17 protein-coding genes are annotated in these 23,222 nt (G+C 68.6%); 4 read left to right on the top strand and 13 right to left on the bottom strand.

The window, feature by feature from the left end:
- Positions 1–106 precede the first annotated feature (106 nt).
- The 9 genes from QRM95_RS13025 to QRM95_RS12985 form a co-directional block, all read right to left on the bottom strand.
- The gene (locus QRM95_RS13025; protein ID WP_285247990.1) at positions 107–2,956 is read right to left on the bottom strand and encodes an ATP-binding cassette domain-containing protein; all 2,850 of its coding nucleotides are present in this window, start codon (positions 2,954–2,956) and stop codon (positions 107–109) included.
- On the bottom strand, positions 2,953–3,510 hold the full coding sequence (locus tag QRM95_RS13020; RefSeq protein WP_285247989.1) for a hypothetical protein: 558 nt from the start codon (positions 3,508–3,510) through the stop codon (positions 2,953–2,955). The genes QRM95_RS13025 and QRM95_RS13020 overlap by 4 nt, the downstream gene beginning before the upstream one ends.
- A 149-nt stretch (positions 3,511–3,659) precedes the next feature.
- Positions 3,660–5,234, bottom strand: a complete 1,575-nt coding sequence (locus tag QRM95_RS13015; RefSeq protein WP_285248036.1) for an APC family permease — start codon at positions 5,232–5,234, stop codon at positions 3,660–3,662.
- Between the two features lie 145 nt (positions 5,235–5,379).
- Positions 5,380–7,035, bottom strand: a complete 1,656-nt coding sequence (locus tag QRM95_RS13010) for a GMC family oxidoreductase (RefSeq protein WP_285247988.1) — start codon at positions 7,033–7,035, stop codon at positions 5,380–5,382.
- Positions 7,036–8,574, bottom strand: a complete 1,539-nt coding sequence (locus QRM95_RS13005) for an aldehyde dehydrogenase family protein (RefSeq protein WP_285247987.1) — start codon at positions 8,572–8,574, stop codon at positions 7,036–7,038. It abuts the gene before it with no gap.
- 100 nt (positions 8,575–8,674) lie between these two features.
- A complete protein-coding gene (locus QRM95_RS13000) occupies positions 8,675–9,301 on the bottom strand; it encodes a TetR/AcrR family transcriptional regulator (protein ID WP_285247986.1) in 627 nt (208 codons plus the stop codon).
- A 126-nt stretch (positions 9,302–9,427) separates the two neighbouring features.
- Positions 9,428–10,405 (bottom strand): ABC transporter substrate-binding protein, encoded by a 978-nt coding sequence (locus QRM95_RS12995; protein WP_285247985.1) that lies wholly within the window; start codon positions 10,403–10,405, stop codon positions 9,428–9,430.
- Positions 10,406–10,672: 267 nt separating this feature from the next.
- On the bottom strand, positions 10,673–11,371 hold the full coding sequence (locus QRM95_RS12990) for a type 1 glutamine amidotransferase domain-containing protein (RefSeq protein WP_285247984.1): 699 nt from the start codon (positions 11,369–11,371) through the stop codon (positions 10,673–10,675).
- A 24-nt stretch (positions 11,372–11,395) separates the two neighbouring features.
- A complete protein-coding gene (locus QRM95_RS12985) occupies positions 11,396–12,268 on the bottom strand; it encodes an aldo/keto reductase (RefSeq protein WP_285247983.1) in 873 nt (290 codons plus the stop codon).
- A gap of 141 nt (positions 12,269–12,409) precedes the next feature.
- Here QRM95_RS12985 and QRM95_RS12980 point away from each other — a divergent pair, with 141 nt between their 5' ends.
- The 3 genes from QRM95_RS12980 (at position 12,410) to QRM95_RS12970 (ending at position 17,769) form a co-directional block, all read left to right on the top strand.
- Entirely contained in the window at positions 12,410–13,405 is a 996-nt protein-coding gene (locus QRM95_RS12980) for an LLM class flavin-dependent oxidoreductase (RefSeq protein WP_285247982.1), read from the top strand.
- A gap of 201 nt (positions 13,406–13,606) precedes the next feature.
- Entirely contained in the window at positions 13,607–16,237 is a 2,631-nt protein-coding gene (locus tag QRM95_RS12975; protein WP_285247981.1) for a trehalase-like domain-containing protein, read from the top strand.
- 68 nt (positions 16,238–16,305) lie between these two features.
- Positions 16,306–17,769 (top strand): MFS transporter, encoded by a 1,464-nt coding sequence (locus QRM95_RS12970; RefSeq protein ID WP_285247980.1) that lies wholly within the window; start codon positions 16,306–16,308, stop codon positions 17,767–17,769.
- 47 nt (positions 17,770–17,816) lie between these two features.
- On the opposite strand, the gene QRM95_RS12965 is transcribed toward QRM95_RS12970, so the two are convergent.
- The 4 genes from QRM95_RS12965 to QRM95_RS12950 form a co-directional block, all read right to left on the bottom strand.
- Entirely contained in the window at positions 17,817–18,950 is a 1,134-nt protein-coding gene (locus QRM95_RS12965) for an FAD-dependent oxidoreductase (protein ID WP_285247979.1), read from the bottom strand.
- A 34-nt stretch (positions 18,951–18,984) separates the two neighbouring features.
- Complete coding sequence (locus tag QRM95_RS12960; protein WP_285247978.1) at positions 18,985–19,911, bottom strand: AEC family transporter; 927 nt, start codon at positions 19,909–19,911, stop codon at positions 18,985–18,987.
- A gap of 53 nt (positions 19,912–19,964) precedes the next feature.
- Positions 19,965–20,390 (bottom strand): aspartate 1-decarboxylase, encoded by a 426-nt coding sequence (gene panD / locus QRM95_RS12955; RefSeq protein ID WP_285247977.1) that lies wholly within the window; start codon positions 20,388–20,390, stop codon positions 19,965–19,967.
- A 78-nt stretch (positions 20,391–20,468) separates the two neighbouring features.
- Positions 20,469–21,389, bottom strand: coding sequence for a LysR substrate-binding domain-containing protein (locus QRM95_RS12950; protein WP_285247976.1), 921 nt, complete (start codon positions 21,387–21,389; stop codon positions 20,469–20,471).
- A gap of 166 nt (positions 21,390–21,555) precedes the next feature.
- Between QRM95_RS12950 and QRM95_RS12945 the strand changes: the two genes are divergently transcribed.
- Positions 21,556–23,004, top strand: a complete 1,449-nt coding sequence (locus QRM95_RS12945) for an amino acid permease (protein WP_285248035.1) — start codon at positions 21,556–21,558, stop codon at positions 23,002–23,004.
- The last annotated feature ends 218 nt before the right edge of the window (positions 23,005–23,222 follow it).

The raw sequence follows: 23,222 nt of genomic DNA, 5'->3' as shown, positions 1-23,222 counted from the left end.
CGGATTGCGTCGCGAAACCTGAAATGCCCGTCAAAACATTGCCTAACACTGGGGAACAGAGGACAACAGTGTCACAAATTCGTTGGCTGGAGGCAACCTGTCTGCGTCAAGGTGTGAGCTGGCGCCGTTCCCGGGCGTGTGGGGACGGTGTATGGGCCCGGTGGCCGTCCGCGCCCGAGGCGGCACCGGCCACCGGCTTCACCCGGCGGAGCGAGGCCAGAACAGCCCGCCCCACCACGGCGATGCCGATGACCGTGGTGACGGCGCGCAGGGTGTCCCAGCCCGCCGTCGACGTCAGCAGTGAGTAAAGCAGGAAGCTGCTGAGGTTGGTGCCCAGCGGTGCGCCCGGCACGTAGGAAATCCCGGTGCCGCTGCCCACGGCGAAGGGCCAAAACCACAGGTTGAGCAGCAGCCCGAACACATAGGACGCCACCACGCCGTACCCGGCAAGCATCCACAGCTCTGCCCTGCCGCGCACCCGGCGGGGGAGCAGCCCGGCTCCCGCACCCACCCAGGCGCAGGCGAACATCTGGAACGGTGTCCACGGCCCGATTCCGCCCCACAGCACGCTGGAGACGGCGATGGTGGCGGCGCCGAGGAGCAGGCCAAACCGCGGACCGAACGCGCGGCCCGCCAGGACCAGAAGGATGAACACGGCCTCCACGCCGCCGACGCCGGTACTCGCCACCCGGACCGCGGAACCTACCGCGGCGAGGACGCCGAGCAGCGCCACGGTGTGTGCCGAGCGGACCGAGCCGTCCAAGGACACCACGACGGCGGCCGCCGCCAGGGGTGCGATGGCCAGGGCCGCGTACGGGGTGGCCGCAGCGGCATCCTGCGGCAGCGCCGCGGTCAGCAGCGGCCAACAGAACGCCGCCAAGGCCACCAGGTTTGCTGCCGCCAGGACGGCCAGCTCGGCGCCCCGCGGCATCCGGGGGCGGCGGGCCGGCTTCGCGGCAGGCACGTCAGGCCGGCGCCCGGCGGCCCGGGCCGAGGCCACGGGTAGTGCCGCGGGAACGGCAGCAGCGACATCTACTGACTCGGCCGGCACGGCTGTCACGGCGGCCGGCGCCACCCCGTCCCGCATCGGCAGGATCCGGACGCCAAGCCGGTGCGCAAACTCCAGATCGTGGGTGGCGAACAGGACCGCGGCGCCGTCATCCGCGGCCGCCCGCAACGCCGCAGCCACCGCCGTCCGCGCCGCGGGATCCAGCCCGCGGGTGGGCTCGTCAATCAGGAGCACCTGCGGCCGGTCAATGGTCTGCAACGTCATGGCAAGGATCCTGCGCTCGCCGGCGGACAGGTCCCGGGGATGCTCGTGCCCGATGGGCATGCTGGCGGTGCCCCGCAGGACGGACAACCGGGACGCCGCAAAGCCGGGCTCCGCAGCCTGACCCTGCTTTCCGCGCGCCAGGCGCCGCTCCGCCGCCCTCAACTCGGCGGCGACGGTGTCCCTGGTGAAGAGGTCGTCGGAGGCGTCCGGCACCAATGCCACCCGGCCGCCGTCGTCCGTCCTTGCATCGCTGGTCCCCTCCCCGAGGGCCAGCGCCACCAGGAGGGAGGACTTGCCGGCACCGTTCGGGCCCACCAGCGCCACAATCTCGCCGGGGTGCAGCGCCACGGATGCCTCCCGCACCAAGGGCGTGCCGCCGCGGTGCACGGCCAGGTTTACGGCCGCCAGCACGGGTGCGGAGGCCGGCGGCTCCGTGGCTGGACCAACAAGGGGACGCGGGGGCGCGGGCGTTGGGGCTGTGCCCGGCACCAGCGCGCCGTTCTCAAAGGACCACCAGGAATCGGCGACGGAGACCAGCGCTTCCGCCCGGTGCTCCGCCACGATTACACACACGCCGGAGTGGTGCGCAAGGCTGCCGAGCACGGCGGTGACGCGGGCCCGGGCGCTGGAATCCAGGTCCGCCAGCGGCTCGTCCACCAGGAGCAGGACGGGATGGTCCACGACGGCGGCGGCGATGGCCACCAGCGTTGCCTCGCCTGCTGAGAGGGTGCTGAGGTCCCGGTCCAGCAACGGCGAAACCCCGATCCGCTCCGCCACCTCCAGCACCCGGGCCTTGGCGGCCGGCCGGCCCACGCCACGCAGTTCCAGGGCAAGGCCAATCTCGTCCCAGACCCGCGTGCTGGCAAAGGCGGCGCGGGGATTCTGCAGGACCACGCCGATGAGGCGGGCGGTGTCCCGCGGCGGTACACCAGTGCGGTCTACGCCGGCCACTTGCACTGTGCCGGTGATGCCACCGCCGTCGACGTGGGAGAGCAACCCGGCGATGCCGCGCAGGACGGTGGACTTGCCGGACCCCGTGGGCCCGGTGATCACGGTGAGGGATCCGCCGGCGGGCGCGAACCCGGCCGCGTGCACCTGCGCCCCGCCCACCCGGAACAGCGCGTCCCGGACCACCAGCGGCGCGTCGCTTCCGGAGGCCGGTGGCGGTACGGGCCGGCCCGCGAAGCCGCGCAGCTCCAGGGCCGCCGCAACCCGGCCCGCATGTTCGAGGGTACGCTCCAGGACGGGCACCAAGGCCCGCGGCCCAAAGCGTTCGCCCCGCAACCGGAAGGCCAGTCGCACGGACCCCACGGCGTCGGCAAGTGCCGGGAGCGCCGCCCACGCCACCACCAGCATCCTGGCCACGCCCTGCAGCGGGCCGCCCCGGGCCAGCCGGACGAAGCCGCGGGACACATCCACCCACGCATTGAGCAGGCCGAAGCCCAGGATGGTGAGTGCGATGGGCAGCGCGGACAGGACTGCCTGCCAGAGACCGGGCGCCGTGACCGGACCCAGGAACACCACGTGGGCGTACGGAGCCGGAAGCCGCAGCGGCGGCAGGGCCAGCAGGAGCGGCGCCCCGATGCCCGCCCCGTTAAAGAGGACCCGGTAGAGGACCCGCGCCGCAATGAACACAGCAGCGAGAACCGCTGCTGCGCGCAACGGCGCGGGCCGGAAGGTCATGACGCGGGTGCAGCCGGTTCGTTGTCCACGGTGTAGAGCAGTTCAAGGCTCTCGCCGGGGCTGAGCTTGAGGGTGTCCAGGCCTTCCTGCGCGTAGGCCCATGTGCCGGCGGCGGGCTTCACCCAGAGGGCCCAATAAGAGACCGTGTTTTTGTCATCGCACGCTTCGCGGGTGGTGCCGCCCTTGTGCTTGATGTCGAAGTCCGCAGCGGGCACGCCGTTGACGCGGCACGCGAAGCTCGTGGGGTACTTGGCGGTGCCCTCGATCTTCACATTGGCCTTGCCCAGCACGTCCGATGCCAGGGTGGGTCCGTCCGCGGGCACGCAGGCGGAGGTGTCGGCGGCGGACTGCTTCAGGGAGGCGGAATCCACCACTACCTTCACCCCGGTGCAGGGCCCGGCGGAGGCAGAGGCGCTCGCCGATGCCGAGGTGGAAGCGGATGCGGAGGGAGCGGACTGGGTGGCGGCCGGCGTGGAGCAGGCGGCAAGGGTCAGCAGGAGGCCGGCGGCGGCGAGGGAGCTCGCGGCGGCGGTGCGGGTCTTAGTCAGTGTCACCTGTCAAGGGTAGGGCGTGCCGGGCCGGGAACCGGAGGCTGTCGCCTTGTGTGACGCAACGTCTCGGCCCGGCGCGCACCCAGCCCCGCGCAAAGGCCGACGACGGCACCCGGGTGGGCGCCGTCGTCGGCCGTTCTGTCTTGATGCTGCTAGCTTTCCGTTGCCATGGCCGCGTTGGCCGGCACCGCTTCCTCGGGAGCGTCGTAGCGGGGGTCGTTGGACGACGGGTGGGCGGAGACCGCCGCGGCGTGTTCGGCCAGCACGCCGGTCTGGTGGCGGATCTTCAGCCGGTAGAGCAGGGTCCCGCCAACCACCACCGCGGCCACGAAGATCACGCCGCCCCACTGCAGGTACCACTCGAACGGCGGCACCGAGTTGTAGATCTCCGGGCGGGGCCACACCAGGTTCAGCGTCATGGCGCCGCCCCACAGGACCGCCAGGATGTTCACGGGAAGGCCCCACTTGCCCATGGAGAACCCGGGCTCGGACCCATCCCCGGCCAGCGGCCACTTCTTCAGGAACCGTTTGCGGAGCAGGGGAACCGTCACCAGGAGGTAGGAAAGGTAGATCAGGACGATGCTGATGCTGGACAGGATGGTGAAGATGGCCGGCTGCGTGACGTTGACCAGGAGGGGCACGACGGCCAGGACGCCAATGACGATCGCCGCGACCGTGGGGGTCCTGCGGACCGGATCCACCTTGCTGAGCTGCCGGCTGAACGGCAGGTTGTTGTCCCGGGCCATGGCGAACATCATCCGGATGGCGGCGGCATGCACTGCCAGGGTGCACACCACCACGGCCACCACGATGCAGGCCAGGAAGGCCTTGCCGAACGGGCCGCCCAGGACGGAGAGCACGATGTGCTGCAGGCCGCCGTCGGGAGAGCCGATTTGCGGGTCCGTGAGGTCCGGCGCGGCCAGGATGCCGAACAGCAGGATTCCCCCGCCCAGCAGGAACGATGCCGTGACGGCGCGCAGGATGGCCTTGGGAGCGGTCTTCTTGGGGTCCTTGGTTTCCTCGCCAAGGGAGCTGGCGGTGTCGAAGCCGTACATGACGTAGCCGGAGGCCATGGCGCCGATCAGGAACACGCCGAAGAAACCCAGGTCCTTGCCCTCGCCGAAGCCGTTGGTCTGGAAGAAAACCTCAGGGCCGCGCACCACATGCCAGCCCAGGGCAAGGATCAGCAGCACGGCCGCGATGAGCTCCACGAACACGCCGATGCTGTTGATCCGGGTCATCAGCTTCACGCCGAACGCGTTGATGAGGGTGGAGATGGTGATCATGATGGTGGCCAGCACCACGCCGTTCATGGCGAAGTCGTAGGGGCCCGTGCCGTCACCGACGAACTGGAAGCCGGACCAGAGCTGCGGCAGGGTGATCTGCAGGGCCAGGGCCACCGAGCCCAAGGCCATGATGGAAGAGAGCAGCAGCAGCCACCCGGCCAGCCAGGACGAGGTCCCCGACGCGAGCCGCTTGGCCCAGTTGTACACGGAACCGGCCACCGGGTAGCGGCCCGCCAGTTCTGCAAAGCACAGGGCCACCATCAGCTGGCCGACGAACACGATGGGCCAGGACCAGGCGTACGCCGGGCCGGCCATGGAAAAACCGAAATAGAACAGTTGGAAAACACCGGTAAGGATGGAGATGTAGCTGACACCTGCGGCGAAGCTGGCAAATTTGCCGATGCTCCGGTCAAGGGTCTGGGTGTAGCCGAATTCGTCCATGCCGCTTGAATCAATACTCTTGCTGGGTTCCACTATGGACTCCTGGATCAGAAAGCACGATGGGACCGGCCGCCCTGGGGTGCGGCGGAATGACGTTGGCGGGGGCCGCCGCCGTTGGGAAGGCGGCCCCCTGAGGTCCTGCCGCTCAGGCGAGGGACGTGGTGAGCTCCTTCTCTTCCTTGGCATCTCCGACCGTGCGGTCCGCGACCCTTTGGTCGGCCCGGATCAGATCGGCGCAGCGCTCGCCGATCATCATCACGGTGATGTTGGGGTTGACGGTGACGTGTTCGGGCATGACGGACGCATCGGCGACGCGGAGGCCGGTGACGCCCTTGACCCGCAGCTCGGGGTCCAGCGGGGACATGTCGTCGTCGGCTGCGCCCATGCGGACGGTGCCCACCGGGTGGTACACGGTGTTGTGGGTCTTGCGGATGTAGTCCCGCAGCTCCTCATCGGTCTGCGCCTCGATGCCGGGGGAGAGTTCGCGGCCCGTCCACTCCGCCATGGCAGGCTGGGCGGCGATTTCGCGGGCCTTGCGGATGCCGGCCACCATGACGCGCATGTCGTGGCCCTCCGGATCGGTGAAGTAGCGCGGGTCCACCATGGGCTTGTCGCGGAAGTCGCGGCTGCGCAGCCGGACGGTGCCCCGGGAGCGTGCGTGGGTGACGTTGGGGGTCAGGCTGAAGCCGTTCTCCGTGGTGGGGTAGCCGTGCCGCAGCGTGTTCATGTCGAACGGGACCGAGCCGTAGTGCATCATCAGGTCCGGGCGGTCCAGGCCGTCCTCGGTGGGGGTGAAGATGCCGATCTCCCACCACTGGGTGGAGGCCTGCACCATGGGCTGCCTGGCCTCGAACTGCACCACGCCTTCCGGGTGGTCTTGCAGGTGCTCGCCCACGCCGGGGGAGTCCACCAGCACCTCGATGCCGTGCTGGGCCAGGTGTGCTGCAGGGCCGATGCCGGAGAGCATGAGCAGCTTGGGGGAGTCGATCGCGCCGGTGGACACGACGACTTCCTGGTGCGCGGTAAGCCGGTGCGTGCGGCCGAATGCTCCGTCCACCACGTCCACGCCGACGCAGCGCTTGTCCGCATCGAACACGAGCTGGCGGGCGCGCAGGCCGGTCAGCAGGGTGAAGTTGGGCCGGTCGATGATGGGGTGGATGTAGGAAACCGAGCTTGAGGCGCGGGTGCCGTCCGCCTGCCGGTTGATCTGGAAAAAGTTGGCACCGTTGACCACGGTGGTGCCCGTGTTGAACTTCGCGCGGGGGATGCCCGCCTGCTCACAGGCGTCCAAGAGCGCGACGCCGGCAGGATCCGCCGGGGGCACGTTCATCAGGTGCACGGGTCCGGAGTCCCCATGGTGGGGTGCGTCCGGGCCGGCGTCTTCATTGGTTTCCAGCCGCTGGTACAGCGGCCATGCGTTGGCGGCGTTCCAGCCGGTGGCGCCGTACTTGGACTCCCATTCGTCCAGGTCCTCGCGCGGTGCCCAGAAGGCGATGCAGGAGTTGTGGCTGGAGCAGCCGCCCATGACCTTGGCGCGGGCGTGGCGCATGAAGGAGTTGCCGTTTTCCTGCGGTTCGATGGGGTAGTCCCAGTCGTAGCCGGATTCCAGCAGCTCCATCCAGCGGTCCAGCTGCAGGATCTCCGGGATATTGCGGTCATCCGGGCCGGCCTCCACGAGGGCCACGGTCACGTCCGGATCTTCGCTCAGCCGGGCGGCGACGGCGGCGCCGGCAGATCCGCCGCCGATGACGACGTAGTCGAACCCGCGGTCCGTGAGGTCCTCAATGTTGTCGTAGTGCATCTAGTTCTCCTTGCCGTGGTCAGCGAACCAGCCGGTGACCTGGGGGCTGGTGTTCTGGTAGATGTGCTTGGCTTCCTGGTACTCGGCCAGGCCGGTGGGGCCCAGCTCGCGGCCCACGCCGGACTGGCCGAAGCCGCCCCACTCGGCCTGCGGGAGGTAGGGGTGGTAGTCGTTGATCCAGATGGTGCCGTGCCGCAGCCGGGCGGCGACGCGCTGCGCCTTTCCGGCGTCCTGGGTCCACACCGCGCCGGCCAGCCCGTAGATGGTGTCGTTGGCGGTGGCCACGGCCTCGTCCTCGGTGCGGAACGTCTCGACCGTGACCACGGGGCCGAATGCCTCGTCGGTGACCACGGACATGCCGCGCTGCACCTGGTCCAGGATGGTGGGCTGGTAGTAGAACCCGGCGTCGTACTTCCCTCCGGAAGGTGCCGCGCCGCCGGTCCGGAGCCGTGCGCCTTCCTGGAGGCCGCGCTGGACGTAGGCGCTGACTTTGTCGCGGTGGGCGGCGGAAATCAGGGGGCCGGTCTCGGCGTCGTCGTCGAACGGGCCGCCGAGCCGGATCTCCCGGGCACGGCGCACCAGCTCGTCCACGAAGCGTTCGGCGATGGATTCCTCCACCACCAGCCGCGCCCCGGCGGAGCAGACCTGCCCGGAGTGGACGAAGGCGCCGTTCAGGGCATTGTCCACGGCGGCGTCGAAGTCCGCGTCCGCGAAAATGACGTTGGGGTTCTTGCCGCCCAGCTCCAGGGCCACTTTCTTGACGGTGCCCGCGGCCGCCGCCGCGATCCGCTTGCCCGTTTCCAGGCCGCCGGTGAAGGAGACGAGGTCGACGTCGGGATGTTCCGAGAGCGGCGCGCCCGCCTCAGCGCCGGCCCCGGTGACGAGGTTGGCGACGCCGTCCGGCAGGCCGAGGTCCTGCAGCAGCTGCATGGCCAGGATGGCAGTGGACGGGGTCAGCTCGGAGGGTTTGAGGACGAAGGTGCACCCGGCGGCCAGCGCGGGCGCGATCTTCCACGCCGCCTGGAGCAGGGGGTAGTTCCACGGGGTGATGAGGCCGCAGACGCCCACGGGTTCGTAGGCGATCCTGCTGACCACGGCGGCGTTCCCGGCGTCGACGATCCGGCCCGCCTGCTGCCCGGCCAGCCTGCCGAAGTACTCGAAGCAGGCGGCGACGTCGTCCATGTCGATCCGGCTTTCGACCATCCGCTTGCCGGTGTCCAGGGACTCGGCGCGGGCGAATTTTTCCCGGCGTTCGCGGAGTCCGGCGGCCACCTTCAACAGGAAGGTTCCGCGCTCCGGGGCGGGAACCGAGGACCAGACGCCGGCATCGAAGGCGGCGCGAGCCGCCGCAATGGCCCGTTCGGCGTCTTCCCGGCCGGCTTCGGTGACCGTGGCGACCAGTTCGCCGTCGGCCGGGTTGCGGATTTCGCGGACAGCGCCGGATGCGGCCGGTTCCCACGCGCCGTTGATGAACAGGGTGGCTGCTGCCTCGGGTGCAGTGCTTTGGGCGGCTTCCCGCGCTGGTGTGGCGTAAGTCATAGGAAGGACAGTAATGCACCTTGAACGAGTGTTCAATACTTTTCTTGAACACTCGTTCAATGTGACTGACGGAGCTGCCGGCGTGTCCGCGGCCAGCCTTTCAGTGCGGGCGGAGTTCCGCGCTCCCCGTGCCGTCGTCATGGACGGGAGCGAACGCGATCTGCTCCGTCCGCTCGATGCTCCGCTGGATGGCGGCTGCGTCGACGCCGAGCAGCGCCGTCAGCCACATGCCGTTCTGGATCACCACGATGTCCGCGGCCCGGTCCCGGCAGGCCGCCCAGGACAGTGCGGGCTGGGCGGCGGACACCAGCGCGGCGACGCCGTCGATGTAGCGGTCAAAGGCCTTCGCGTTGATCTGGGCGTAATCCTCGTCGGCCTGGGCCAGGGCCCACAGGTGCAGGCGGAGGGACAGGTAGCGGGTGGTCAGCAAATCCTTGGCCGCAACCCGCCGCAGCGCCTTGCGGAGTTGCTCGTCCGGGGGCAGCGACGGGTCCGGCGCGACCAGCAGGAGGTCGTGCTCGTCCACGCGCCGCAGGGCGGCCCGGATCAGCGTGGTTTTGTCGTCGTAGTAATAGTTCACCAGGCCCAACGCCACGCCCGCTTCACGAGCCACGGACCGCATGCTGACCCCGGCGATGCCATGGCGGGAGAGCAGGTCCATCGCCGCCTCGAGGATGCGCGATTGCCTGTCCACCTGTTCGCCGGAGTTCACGGCATTCGTCCCCATCTGGCCAGACTATTGCCTTGTGGCGCGGAGCGCACTTTCCCGGATACCCGCCAGCACAGGAGAATCCCCGCCGGGCGCAAGCGGCATGCTCACAGCCCGGCGGGGATCCATTCGTCGGCGGGCCGCCTACTTCTTGGGCAGGCCCGCCGGGTTCAGTTCGGACTTCTGGATGGCCTCGGAGGAGAGGCCCCAGCGGTCCAGGATCTTGGCGTAGGTGCCGTCGTCAATCAGGTGGTTCAGCGCGGCCTGCGCGGCAACCGCCAGGCCGTTGCCCTTCTTGGTGGTGAAGGCGATCTGCGCGGTCAGCGGCCAGCCGCCGTTCAGCGTGCCCACCTGCTTGGTCTTGCCGTCCTGCGCGGACTTGTACGCCGCGGCGGCGTTGGGTCCGAAGGTCAGGTCCGCACGTCCGGACTGGAGGGCCAGGCTTGAGGCGGAATCGTCGTCGTAATACTGGAACTGGACCGGCGCCAGGCCGTTCTTCTTGTTCTCTTCGTCCCAGCGCACCAGGATCGCTTCCTGGTTGGTGCCCGAGCCCACGATGATCCGCTTGCCCGCCACGTCCTTGGCTTCCTTCACCTCCCCGATGTCGGAGTCGCTCTTGGCGTAGAAGCCCAGGAGGTCGTTGCGGTAGGTGGCGAAGTCGAACTTTTCCTTGCGCGCCTCGGTGACGGTCACGTTGGACAGCACGGCCTCGTACTTGGACGATTCGATGCCCAGCGGCCAGTCCGCCCAGGCGACGGGCAGGACCTCGACGTCCAGCCCCAAGGCCTCGCCCACGGCGTAGGCGATGTCCACCTCGCTGCCGATCAGGGTCTTGTTGTCCGTGGCGAACAGGCTCAACGGCGCCGCGCCGCCCGTGGTCACCACGGTGAGTTTGCCATCGGCCTTGATGGCCTCGGGGACCAGGGCCGCCGCGGCGGCGTCCTTGGTCACCGGAAAGCGGTCCTGATCCGGGGACAGGTTGAAGGTCCTGCCCCCGGCGCTGGCGGTGGACGACGACGGTGCTGTCGCCGCCGAAGCGCCCGGATCGGAGCAGGCAGTCAGTCCCAGCAGGGCCGAGACGGCAAGGGCCGCGACGGCGGACGGCGTGGTTTTGATGGGCATGGTTCCTCCTGGAAGGGGCCGAAAGATGCGGCGGGAGTGCGCGTTGCAGCAACTATCCGGCAGCCCCGGTGGGGGAATCAAAGCCCGCGAAACCGGGAGATACAGGGAGTAACGGCGGTTAACCGGAGGACCGCGGCGGTCACATTTCCGGCACGCTCCCGGCACCCGCGGCATGCACCTTCCAGGCGCTCGCGGCACACAAAAAAGGGGACCAGTTCACTGCGAACTGGTCCCCTCGTTTGTTGCCTCAGGGTTGGCGCCGGGTCCTTAGGACAGCGCGGCCAGGACTTCCTTGGCTACCGCCTCGCTGGACTGCGGGTTCTGCCCGGTGATGAGGTTGCCGTCGCGCACCACGTTGGAGGACCAGGCGGCCCCGTTCTCCACCACGGCGCCCTTGTCCCTGAGCGCGTCCTCCACCAGCCACGGGGTGTTCTCGCCGGTGCCGCCGCCGAGTTCTTCCTCGTTGGTGAAGACCGTCAGGCGCCGGCCCTTGAAAGCGAACCCGCCGTCGTCGTCCGTTGCACTCAGCAGCCCGGCCGGGCCGTGGCAGAACGGCGCGATGACTTTCCCGTCCCTGTTGGCTGCCACCAGCAGGCGGCCCAGGTCGGCGTCCTTGAACAGGTCGGCCATGGGGCCGTGGCCGCCGGGCATCACCACGGCGTCATATCCGTTGATGTCGACGTCGGCGAGGACCAGCGGGTGCGCTAGCTCGCCGTCGATCTTGGCCAGGTAGTCGCGGAAGCCCTGTGCGCGGTCCTCGCCGCCGGCCGATTCAGGGGCCAGGCTCACCTGGTCCACCGTGGGCTTCCTGCCGCCGGGGGTGGCGATGTGGACTGTGTTGCCGGCCTCGGTGAGGGTCTGGTGGGAGACCACCAGCTCCTCCGCCCAGTAGCCGGTGGGGTGTTCGCTGCCGTCCTTCATGGTGAGGGAATCGGCGGCCGAGACGACCATCAGGATGTTTGCCATGGTGTTTCTCCTGTCGTTGGGTTTCTACTTGCCGGCGGCTTCGAGCTCGGCGTACGTCTCGTCGTCGAGCGTGAGGCCGGCGGCGGCCAGGTTTTCTTCGAGGTGGGCCACGGAACCGGTGCCGGGGATGGGCATCATCACCGGGGAGCGGCGCAGCAGCCAGGCGAGGGCCACCTGGGAGGTGGTGGCGCCGAGGCGCTTGGCGGCTTCATCCAGCGGTCCGCCCGGCTTGGCGAGCTCGCCCGCGGAAATGGGCGCCCACGGGATGAATCCGATGCCGTTCTCCTCCGAGTACCGCAGCACGTCCTCCGAGGACCGGTCGGTCAGGTTGTAGCGGTTCTGGACCGTGGAGACGGTGAAGTGCTTTCCGGCTGCCTCCAGCTCCGCCACGCTCACCTGCGACAAGCCCAAGGCGCGGACCTTGCCCTCGTCCTGGAGTTCGCGCAGCACACCGAACTGCTCCTCGGCGTCCACCTTGGGGTCGATCCTGTGCAACTGCAGCAGGTCCAGGGTGTCTACCTTCAGCTTCCGCAGGCTCAGTTCCGTCTGCTGGCGCAGGTATTCAGGACGCCCCACCGGGATCCACTTGTTGGGCCCGGTGCGGGTGAAGCCCACCTTGGTGGCGACCTTCAAGCCCTCCTTGTACGGGTGCAGGGCCTCCGCGATGATTTCCTCGCTGACGTTGGGGCCGTAGGAGTCGGCGGTGTCGATGAAATCCACACCGAGCTCGACGGCGCGGCGCACCACGGCCACGGCGGCGGCGCGGTCTGCGGGCTCACCCCACACCCCGTCGCCGACGATGCGCATGGCACCAAACCCAAGCCGGTGCACGGTTCCCAGGTCCTTGAGGTCGATCGTTGCGGACAGTTCCAGCTGCTTCGTTGAATCTTGGCTCATAGGGGCGGCAACATCATCAGCGTGCTGAGTATTCCGCAACTCACAGAAATAAGCCGGGGCCCGCCGTCGTTATGCATCAAGTGCCCGCCGCCATCCGGGGGCACGCCCTACGAAACTTTTTTTGAAAGGCCGGCACCTGACGTGACTCTCCCCCTCTCCATCCTTGACCTGGCAACCATCGGCAAAGGCCAGACGGCGGCGGAGAGCTTCGCGGGCAGCGTGGCCATGGCGCAGAGCGCGGAGAAACTCGGATACCGGCGGGTCTGGTACGCGGAGCACCACAACATGTCCTCCATCGCCTCCTCCGCCACCAGCGTGCTGATCGCGCATGTGGCCGCCCACACCGAAAGCATCCGGCTGGGCGCCGGCGGCATCATGCTGCCCAACCACTCGCCGCTCACCATCGCGGAGCAGTTCGGAACCCTCGAAACCCTGCACCCCGGCCGGATCGACCTGGGCCTGGGACGGGCACCGGGCAGTGACCAGAACACCATGCGCGCCCTGCGCCGGGACCCCATGTCCGCAGACAGCTTCCCGCAGGACGTCCTGGAACTGCAGGGCTACCTGACCGGCCCCACCCGCATCCAGGGCGTTGAGGCCACCCCGGGCAAGGGCACCAACGTGCCGCTGTATATCCTGGGCTCGTCCCTGTTCGGCGCCCGCCTGGCCGCGCAGCTGGGCCTCCCGTACGCGTTCGCCTCGCACTTTGCCCCCGCCGCCCTGCAGGACGCCGTGGCCATATACCGCCGCGAGTTCAAGCCCTCCGCGCAGCTGGACGCGCCGCACGTGATCGCCGGCGTCAACGTGATCGCCGCCGACTCCGCCGCCGAGGCCCAGTCCATGTTCCAGGCCACCAAGCGCGCCCGCGTCTCGCTGTTCTTCGGCGGCGGCCGGGAGTTCACCGACGACGAGGCGGACATGGTCCTGGACTCCCCGCAAGGACAGCATGTGGCCCAGATGATGCGCTACTCCGCCGTGGGGACCCCGGACGCCGTGGTGGACTACCTGGCCGATTTCGGCAAGCACGCCGACGCCGACGAACTCATCGTGGCGCACCAGAGCACCGGCACCGAGGCGCGACTGCGGTCCGTCGAGCTGCTGGCCGAGGCCGCCGGCCTGGCCCGGGTGGGCGCCTGAGGGTTTCGCCGCCCGCGGCCCTGTCCGGCTGCTTTTACACGGACGCAATAAAAGCGACTCCCGGGGGAAACTCCCGCGGCTGAAGATGGGTACTGCCCCGTCAGGGATTGCTGGGATTTCCGGGCGGGGCACCAACCGGTAGTCCGCAGGCGATCCAGCGGCTGAGTTCCCGGCCTGGTTCTGCCTCGAAGGGGTACCTGGATGCCTACGCCGTTGAACCAAAGCGTGGCGGAATCCGCGCTGCTCACCCGCTCGCTCCCGCTGGACATGCTCCGCGCCTTCATCCAGTCCGATGCCGCGGACAACGGGCTCACCCCCGCGCTGCTGGCCGAACTCAAGGTTCTTGCCCGCGTTCCATCCCTGCTGGTGGCCTGCAACTACGGCGGGACCCTCTGCGAGGCCGAGGGCATCTCCACGGAGATCCTGCCCCTGGGCAACGCGGCCATCGCCCTCCGCGCCCTGGCGGCCCTGCCGAACACGCATGCAGCGATCATTTCCGGCCGGTCCCTGCGCGACCTGGCGGCAGTGTCGCGGCTGCCCGTGGAGGTCCACCTGATCGGGTCGCACGGTGCGGAGTCGGACATGGGCTTCGCGCATGCCCAGAGCCTGGCCACCGAATCCGTCCTGCTCAAGGTCAACGCCGCGCTCAACGAGGCCGTGGGCTTCCAGGAGGGCATCTGGATCGAACGCAAGCCCGTGGCCGTTTCCGTCCACACCCGGCCCGCGCCGCCGGAGGTGGTGGAATCGGTCACGGAAACCGCCCGGGAAATCGCCCGCCTCCATGGTCTGTTCTTCATCGTGGACGGCTCCGTGCTGGACCTCTCCGTGGTGGAACCGTCCAAGGCGGAGGCACTGGAAAGCCTCCGCTCCCGGCTCGGCGCCAGCGCCGCCATGTTCGCCGGTGACGCCTACAGCGACGAACTGGCCATCGCCACCCTCCGCGGCCCGGACCTGGGGCTGCGGGTCGGGCCCGGGGAGACCGCCGCCGCACACCGCGTCCGCGACCCCGAAGCCTTCGCCCGCGTCCTGGCCCTCCTCTTCGAACTGCGCCGGGCCTGGCTGTTCGGGGAGGACGCCGTCGGCCTGGAACGGCACTCGATGATCGGCAACGGCTCCTCCACCGCGCTGCTGACCCCGGACGCGAAGATCTGCTGGATGAGCCACCCGCTGCCGGACTCCGGATCCCTGTTCGCCCATATCCTGGGCGGCGACGCCGCCGGCCACTTTTCCGTGGAACCGGTCAAAGCCTCCCAGGTGCTGGGCCAGCGTTATGTGGACAGCACCATGATCGTCGAAACCCGGTGGGCGGACGTGACCGTGACGGACTACCTGGAGCCGGCGCCGGACGGCATCACCAGCCTGGTGCGGGTGCTCTCCGGCCACGGCGCCGCGAGGATCACCTTCGCGCCCCGGCCGGACTACGCCAACGCCCCGTTCAGCATGGAATCGCGCGGCGAGGAACTGCATGTGGTGGGGACCTCGGAGCCCATCATCCTGTTCGCGCCGGGGGTGACCTTCAGCATCGTCTCGGACGGCATCCATGCCACGGCCACGGCGTCGGTGAACCTGCAGGACGGCCCCGTGGTGTTGAACCTGCGCTGCGGCGATACGGACCCGCAGCCCGCGGATCCCGACGGCGAGACGGAGCGCCGGGCAGGGGTGGCCCTGCAATCGCGCCAGTGGGTGCAGGACCTCGCCCTGCCCTCCGTCAAACCCTCGCTGGTGCGGCGCTCAGCCCTGGTGCTCCGCGCCCTGGTCCACGAGCCCACGGGCGCCGTCCTCGCCGCACCCACCACGTCCCTGCCCGAGGGCATCGGCGGAACACGGAACTGGGACTACCGCTACTGCTGGCTGCGCGACGGCTCCATGACGGTCAACGCGCTCGTGGACCTGGGCTCCACCGCCGAGGCCGCGGGCTTCCTGGACTGGCTGGGCCGCATCCTCGAACATGCACCCGGCCCCGAATGGCTGCACCCCCTGTACTCGGTGACGGGCGCACCGCTCTCCACGGAAGCCGTCGTCGACAGCCTGCCGGGGTACGCGGGATCCCGCCCGGTGCGGATCGGCAACGCGGCGGACCACCAGGTCCAGCTGGACGTTTTCGGGCCGGTCGCCGAACTGATCCACGCGCTGAGCGGGCGGGAGGGTTCGCTGGACGACGCCCACTGGGAGCTGATGGTGCAGATGGCATCGGCCGTCCTGGCCCGCTGGCACGAACCCGACCACGGGATCTGGGAGGCCCGGCGCGCAGCCCGCCACCACGTCTACTCGAAGGTGATGTGCTGGGTCACCCTGGACCGGGCACTGCGGACAGCGGCCCGCCACGGCCGCCGGCCTGATCCGGCATGGGCGCCGACGGCGGCAACCATCCGCGACGAGGTCCTGCGCGAGGGCTGGGACGAATCGGCCAAGTCCTACACCGTGGCCTACGACAGCCCGGACCTCGACGCCGCCGTCCTGCACATCGGGCTCTCGGGCCTGCTGGACGTCACGGACCAGCGCTTCCTGGACACCGTCACCGCCGTCGAACGCGAACTCCGCGTGGGCCCCACCGTGTTCCGTTACCGGTACGACGACGGCCTGCCGGGCCTGGAGGGCGGGTTCCACATCTGCACCACGTGGCTGATCGAGGCCTACGTGGCCGTGGGCCGCATCGACGAGGCCTGGGACCTGTTCGACCAGCTGGTGAACCTCTTCGGCCCCACCGGGCTGCTCCCGGAGGAATACGATCCCGGCACCGAAACCCACCTCGGCAACCACCCGCAGGCGTACTCGCACCTGGGTTTCATCCGCTGCGCCCGGCTCCTGGACGCACACCAGGGCAGGCGGTAGTCCGCTTCCGTCCCGGGTACCTAGAGTGGAGGTAGCAGGGACCCGAAAAGACTGAAACGAGACTCATAATGACTGCCCGCGCCCAGGGAGTGGGGTTCCGTTCCGAACGGGGCCCGATCCTCATCGCTTTGATGCTGTCCACCGGGCTGGTGGCCATCGACTCCACCATCGTCGCCACCGCCGTACCGTCGATCGTCCGCGATGTGGGCGGGTTCTCCTCCTTCCCCTGGCTTTTCTCCGCCTACCTGCTGGCCCAGGCGGTCTCGGTGCCCATCTACGGCAAGCTGTCCGACATGACCGGCCGCAAGCCCATCATCCTCACCGGCATTGGCTTATTCCTGCTTGGCTCGGTGCTCTGCGGCCTGGCATGGAGCATGCCCTCCCTGATTGCCTTCCGGGCCCTGCAGGGACTCGGAGCCGGGGCGGTGCTGCCGGTGTCCGTGACCATCGCCGGCGACATTTACACCCTCCAGGAGCGCGCCAAGGTCCAGGGCTACCTGGCCAGCGTGTGGGCGGTTTCCTCGGTGGTGGGTCCCAGCCTGGGCGGCATCTTCTCGGCACTGGGTATCTGGCGAGGCATCTTCCTGGTCAACGTGCCGCTTTGCCTGCTGGCCGGCTGGATGCTGGTCCGCACCCTGCACGAGGACGTGGAACGGGCCAAGCACAAGGTGGATTTTGCCGGTGCCGTTCTGCTGGCGGGATCCCTGGGCCTGTTGATCCTCGGCGCCCTCCAAGGCGGCCAGGCGTGGGCGTGGAACTCACCGATCAGCATTGGCGTGTTCGCGGTGGGTGCCGTGCTGCTGGCCGCGTTCCTCCTGGTGGAGCGGCGCGCGGCGGAGCCCATCCTGCCTTCCTGGGTGGTGTCGCGGCGCCTGCTGGCCACCACCACGCTGGTGTCCTTCGGGGTCGGGTCCGTCATGATCGGCCTGACCTCCTACGTCCCCACCTACCTGGAGGGTGCGCTGTCCTCCTCGCCGCTGGTGGCTGGCCTGGCGCTCGCCGCGCTGACCCTCGGCTGGCCCCTGAGTGCCTCGCAGGCCGGCAAGTTCTACCTGCGGATCGGCTTCAAATCCACGGCCCTGATCGGCATCGCCATTTCCGTGGCGGGCCTGCTGATCCTGTCGCTGACTGCCTCATCTCCCAACGTGGCGCTGATCGCCATCAGCTGCTTCGTCGTCGGGCTCGGCTTGGGCCTGCTGGCCACGCCCACGCTCATCGCCGCCCAGTCCAGCGTGCCGTGGCACGAACGCGGCGTGGTGACCAGCACCAATATGTTTGCCCGGTCCATCGGCAGCGCCCTGGGCGTGGCCGTCTTCGGTGCCGTGGCCAACTCCATCTACGGCGGCAGCAGCGGCGGCGACACCGACCCCGCCACGGTGGTGGCCGCGTCCGGGGCCGTTTTCCTGGCGGCGCTGGCGGCCGGGCTGCTCACCGTGGCAGCGGTCCTGGCCATGCCGGCGGTGAAGCCCGATGACGCCGGAAATGCCGACGGGCAGCCTGTCCCGAGCCGCGCGGAGGGCAGCGCCACCTAGCCTAAAGCTGCAACGGACGGAAACCCGCGGCCAGTTGAAAGCCGCGGCTAGCGGGATGCCCGGAAGATGGCCGGTGCGTCGCGCGTCCCGGTGGCAAGGTCCGCCAGGATCCGGCCGATCACGGGCGTGAACTTGAACCCGTGGCCGGAGAACCCCGCGCCAATCACCACCGGGCCCACCCGGTCCAGGACGAAGTCCTCATCCGGGGTGGTGGTGTAGGTGCAGCTGATGGCCTCGAGGTCATCGGGGTCGACGCCGGGCAGCCAGTCCCGCGCGTACGCCTGCAGGGCGGCGAGCTGGGCCGGCTCCGGCAGGAAATCCCGGTGGTCCGGATCCACCACGGGGCCAACACCGTGCCAGCCGGCCTTGATGCCTTCACCGGGGGTCTGCATGCCGTACACCGGGGAGTACCAGCCCCGGTAGTCGGGGCCCGGGTAGTGGTTGAATCCGGGCCACACCGCCCCTTCGTCTGCCACCCGGAAATGCGCCGGCTGCTCCTGCGTGACCCGCAATTTCGGGATCCGCATGCCGGCCGCATCGTTCCCGGCAGCGGTGGCCAGCAGCTTCTCCGTCCAGCCGCCGGCGGTCACCACGGCCTGGGCTGCGGTGACCACCTCGGTGCCTCCGGCGGATTCGAGCGCCAGCCGCACGCCGTCGTCGAACACTTTGAAGTCCACCACCTTGGTGTGGTGCCGGATCTCGGCGCCCCGGGCTGCCGCCAGCTGCTGGAACACCGGAAGCGCGGCCTCGGGATTGAGCTGGCCGCCGTCGGGCATGTGCAGGACCTGCCGGTCGAAGCGGATGCCGCGCCACCGCTCACCGGCTTCCGCCGGCGCCAGGAACTCGGCGCGGATCCCGGCCGAAGCCAGCGCCGCTGCCACCTGCTCCGGGTCGAAGCCGGGCCCGTGGTTGACGATGCCCGTGCGCGCCAGCAACTGGACGCCGCTCTCCTGCTCCAGCTCTTCCCACAGCGACAAGCCCTCGGCAAGCATGGCCACGTAGTCCGGCTGGTGGTAGCCCGGATTCAGGTTGCGGGTAGCGCCGTGCGAGGCACCTATCTTGTGCCCGGCCCCAAACTGCTCCACGAGTGTCACCTGGCGGCCGCGGCGGGACAGCGCCCAGGCGGCGGCGGAGCCCATGGCGCCGCCGCCGATCACCACGGTGTCAAGATTGGTATTCATCAGCCCTCCAAGCTGGGGTGGTGCGGTTAAGGAGCTAGGCCAACAGGAGCGCGACGCCGATCATGGCGGGCACGGCCACCACCGTGGTGATCAGCACGGTGTCCTTCGCCACGGTGAGCCCGGTCTGGTACCGGCTGGCGGCCACGAAAACGTTTTGGGCTGTAGGCAGCGCCGAGGTGACCACCACCGCGAAGAGGGCGTGGCCGTCCATTCCCAGCGCGAAGCGGGCGAAAACGTATGCAAGGGCAGGCTGGACGGCGAGCTTGAAGCCACTCGCCAGCAGGGTGTCTACGCGGCGCCCGGCGGAAGCCTGCAAGGGGCGGGTGCCGTTCAGGCTCATCCCGAACGCGATCAGCATGGCGGGAATCGCGGCGCCGCCGATCAGGTGGATGGGTTCCATCACCAGCGCCGGGACCTGGAAACCGGTACCGGCCACCACCAGGCCCAGGGCGGAGCCGACGATCATCGGGTTCCGCAGGATCATGAGCACGAACCGCAGGGGAGTGGTGCGGTGGGCGCTGGTGCTTGAATCGAGGACGATGAGGAACATGGGGGTGAAGAAGGCCAGCTGGAAGATCAACAGGGGCGCCACGTAGCTGGCGTCCCCCAGGACATATACCGCAATGGGAATACCCAGGTTGGCTGAGTTCGCCAGCGAAGCGGACATGGCGGACATCAATGATTCCGGGAGGGCCCGCTTCAACCAGAAGCGTGCGATGAGGAAAAAGATCGACGCCGTGGTGATTGCGGCCACCGCAGTCACCAGCAGCGGCTGGGCAAAGACTTCGTGGAGCCGTGCCTTGCTCAGCGTTTCAAAGAGCAGCGCCGGGCTTGCCACGAAGAAGGTCAGGCCGCTCAATACCGGCCGGGCGTTCTCGCCGAGGATCTTTTGCCGGCCCACGAACCATCCCACCAGGATGATGCACCAGACCACGAAGAATCCTGCCAGGACCCCTAGCACGGGATCCCTCCGCGGTGGCGGCGGGAGCGTTTACCGGACTTCACGCTCCGGGTTCAGAGGGTGGCGTTGTTCAGCGCGAACGGCGGACGCATCATGCCGGCGGTGAGGCCCTCGGCGGGGTCGTTGCCCAGCTGGATGATCCGGTTGCTTTGGTCCACGTGGACCACCCGGGGCTCATACGCCTTGGCTTCCTCGGTGGTCATCTGGGCGTAGGTAATCAGGATGACAATGTCGTTCTCGTGCATGAGGTGCGCCGCTGCACCGTTGATGCCGATCACGCCGGAGCCACGTTCACCGGCGATGGTGTACGTCTCCAGCCGTGCCCCGTTGGTGACGTCCACGATAGACACCAGCTCGCCGGGAAGGATGTCCGCCGCCTCGAGCAGGTCAAGGTCAACGGTGACCGAACCGACGTAGTGCAGGTCGGCGTGCGTGACGGTGGCCCGATGGATTTTGGACTTGAACATTGTTCGATTCATAACGGATCCAGTCTAGACCCGTGCTCCGTTGCCCGCAGTGACGCAGGAAACACATCAGTCACGGACGACGGCGGCCAGTCACCCGGCGTCGTTCCCCGCCACCGCCACCGCCGCGGCGGCTGCGGCGAGCGTCTCGCGGGCCGCGAGGATCGCCGGGCGCTGGACGCTGGAGCGGCGGACCGACGTGAAGATGGTGCGGTGCGGCTTACCGGGAAGCTCCAGGAGCTGCGCCGTGGTGCCGCGGCCGGTCCACACCAGGTCCGGCATCAGCGCCACCGCGTTGCCGGACTCGATCAGGCGGGCCTGGGCCTGCAGGTCCGCGGTTTCAAAGCGGACATCGGGCTCGAACCCGGCGCTGCGGCAGGCCTGCTCCGCCCAGTGGCGGGACGCCGCGCCCCGCGGTTCCATGACCCAGGCAAGGTCCGCGGTGTCCGCCAGCGACCGGATGGCCGGGCCGTCGTCGGATGCCGGGGGAACCGCAAGCCGGATGGCGTCGGTGGTCAGCTTCACCCGGTCCAGTTCGGGGTAGCGCGGGGCAGCGTGGCCCGGGTACTGCTCCGCGATCACCAGGTCGAAGTCCCGCGCCCACGTCTCATGCAGTGCTGTTTCGGGCTCCCGCTGGATCATCTCGATCCGCACCTCGGGGTAGGCGGCGGCCATGCGCGTCAAGGTATCCGGCATCAGCGCCAGCGCGGCCGACTGGAAGACCGCGATCCGCACCGTGCCGGTCACCGTGGTCAGGGAGGCGGCCAGGTCCGCCTCGGCTTGTTCCATGGTTTCGAGCAGTTGCGCGGTGTGCGCCACGAGCACCTCGGCCTGGGGCGTGAGCTGTACGCGGCGGCCGGTTTTCCGGAGCAGCTCGACGCCGACTTCCTTCTCCAGGAGGGCGAGCTGCTGCGATACGGAGGACGGGCTGTACTGGAGTGCTTCCGCCACCTCCGCGAGGGTTCCGCGGATGCTCAATTCACGCAGGAGCCGCAGCCGGCGGACGTCAAGCATCGCGAATTCCTAACTGAACCTAACGAATATTGGTTAGAAGGATTCACTTTATCTAATGCAAACGCCCACGCATACTGTTGGAACCTAGTTACCCCCGTCACAGCCATCCCCTGGCGTGCCGCGGCGGGGTCGCACCCCAATGCAGGAGTTCCTGATGAGTAGAGACATGACCCAGTCGATCATGCGGCGCAAGCCCATCGACGACATCGAAGAAGAAAGCAAGCACAGCGGCCTTTTCAAGTCCCTCGGGCTGTGGCAGCTCACCGCCATCGGTGTTGGCGGCATTATCGGCGTCGGCATCTTCTCCCTCGCGGGACTGGTGGCGGCCGGCAGCGACGGAACTCCCGGGGTGGGGCCCGCGGTACTGATCTCCTTCCTGATCGCAGGCCTCGCTTCAGCGGCCGCAGCCCTCTCCTACGCGGAATTCGCGGGCATGATCCCGCGTGCCGGCTCCGCCTACACCTATGGCTACGTAGCGCTCGGCGAGGTGATCGGCTGGTTCATTGGCTGGGACCTGCTGCTGGAATACATTGCCATCGTCGCCGTGGTTGCCATCGGCATCTCCGGCTACCTCGACGCCTTCCTTGCCGGCATTGGCATCCATTTGCCGGCCGCGATGACCTCCACCTTTGACGAAGGCAAGGGCGGCATCATCAACGTCCCCGCCATCCTGGTCTGCCTCCTGGTGACGTGGATCCTCTCCCGCGGCACCAAGGCGTTTGGCCGGTTCGAGCTCGTGGCAGTGGGCATCAAGGTGGTCCTGATCCTCTTCATCATTGGGCTGGGCGTGTTCTACATCGACACCAACAACTACAACCCGTTCATGCCCAGCGGCTTCGGCCCCGTGGTTGCCGGCTCCGCCACCGTCTTCTTCGCTGTGTTCGGCTACGACGCCATGAGCACCGCGGCCGAGGAAGCCAAGGACGGCAAAAAGCACATGCCCAAGGCCATCGTGCTCTCGCTCATCATTGCCATGCTGCTCTACGTTGCCGCCACGCTTGTCCTCACCGGCATGCAGAACTACAAGGACATCGACCCCAAGGCAGGCTTCGCCTCGGCCTTCACGTCCGTGGGCCTGCCGGTCATCGCCACCATCATTTCGGTGTTCGCCGTGCTGTCCATCCTCACCGTGATGCTCACCTTCCTCCTGGGCGTGACCCGCGTCTGGTTCTCCATGAGCCGTGACGGCCTGCTGCCGGGCTGGTTCGCCAAGACGGACCGCAACGGTACCCCCCAGCGCGTCACCTGGATCGGCGGCATCGCCTCCGCCTTCCTGGCCGGCGTCTTCCCCATCAAGGCGGTCGCGGACCTGACCAATATCGGCATCCTGGCCGCGTTCGTCGTCGTCTGCCTGTCCGTGATCATCTTCCGTTACAAGCGGCCGGACGCGCCCCGCACCTTCCGCCTGCCCCTGATGCCCGTGATCCCGGCCTTCGGCGTGCTCGCCTCGGCCTTCCTGATGCTGCAGCTGCACTGGGAAACCTGGCTGCGGTTCGTGGTGTGGCTCATCATCGGCCTGGTGATCTACTTCGGCTACGGGCGCAAGCACTCACTGATGAACCCCAACAGCCCGCGCCACCAGGAGCTCGCGGACATGCACCGCCCCCTGTCCTGACTTCCCACCCGACGCCCGCTCACATCCGACCGCTTTTCCCCCAACGCCCGCTCACATCTTGCGGCTTTTCCTGAAACGCCCGCTCACATCTGGCGGCAGTTTCTGAAACGCCGCTCACATCTTGCGAGGACCGGGAACCCTCCTGCGCATCACGTGCAGGAGGGTTCCCTGTTTAACCGCCGAATGTGAGCAGGCGTTTGGAATTAAGTTGCAGGATC

Source organism: Pseudarthrobacter sp. efr-133-R2A-89, from assembly GCF_030209315.1.
Lineage (GTDB): Bacteria > Actinomycetota > Actinomycetes > Actinomycetales > Micrococcaceae > Arthrobacter.
Note: the sequence above shows the minus strand (reverse complement) of the source record. Positions and strands in the feature narration are given on the sequence as shown.

Bases quoted from the DNA above. Each gene is read 5' to 3' on its own strand.
- QRM95_RS13025 (WP_285247990.1), bottom strand. From the start codon at position 2,956: ATGACCTTCCGGCCCGCGCCGTTGCGCGCAGCAGCGGTTCTCGCTGCT.
- QRM95_RS13015 (WP_285248036.1), bottom strand. From the start codon at position 5,234: ATGGACGAATTCGGCTACACCCAGACCCTTGACCGGAGCATCGGCAAA.
- QRM95_RS13010 (WP_285247988.1), bottom strand. From the start codon at position 7,035: ATGCACTACGACAACATTGAGGACCTCACGGACCGCGGGTTCGACTAC.
- QRM95_RS13005 (WP_285247987.1), bottom strand. From the start codon at position 8,574: ATGACTTACGCCACACCAGCGCGGGAAGCCGCCCAAAGCACTGCACCC.
- QRM95_RS13000 (WP_285247986.1), bottom strand. From the start codon at position 9,301: ATGGGGACGAATGCCGTGAACTCCGGCGAACAGGTGGACAGGCAATCG.
- QRM95_RS12995 (WP_285247985.1), bottom strand. From the start codon at position 10,405: ATGCCCATCAAAACCACGCCGTCCGCCGTCGCGGCCCTTGCCGTCTCG.
- QRM95_RS12990 (WP_285247984.1), bottom strand. From the start codon at position 11,371: ATGGCAAACATCCTGATGGTCGTCTCGGCCGCCGATTCCCTCACCATG.
- QRM95_RS12985 (WP_285247983.1), bottom strand. From the start codon at position 12,268: ATGAGCCAAGATTCAACGAAGCAGCTGGAACTGTCCGCAACGATCGAC.
- QRM95_RS12975 (WP_285247981.1), top strand. From the start codon at position 13,607: ATGCCTACGCCGTTGAACCAAAGCGTGGCGGAATCCGCGCTGCTCACC.
- QRM95_RS12970 (WP_285247980.1), top strand. From the start codon at position 16,306: ATGACTGCCCGCGCCCAGGGAGTGGGGTTCCGTTCCGAACGGGGCCCG.
- QRM95_RS12965 (WP_285247979.1), bottom strand. From the start codon at position 18,950: ATGAATACCAATCTTGACACCGTGGTGATCGGCGGCGGCGCCATGGGC.
- panD (WP_285247977.1), bottom strand. From the start codon at position 20,390: ATGAATCGAACAATGTTCAAGTCCAAAATCCATCGGGCCACCGTCACG.
- QRM95_RS12950 (WP_285247976.1), bottom strand. From the start codon at position 21,389: ATGCTTGACGTCCGCCGGCTGCGGCTCCTGCGTGAATTGAGCATCCGC.
- QRM95_RS12945 (WP_285248035.1), top strand. From the start codon at position 21,556: ATGACCCAGTCGATCATGCGGCGCAAGCCCATCGACGACATCGAAGAA.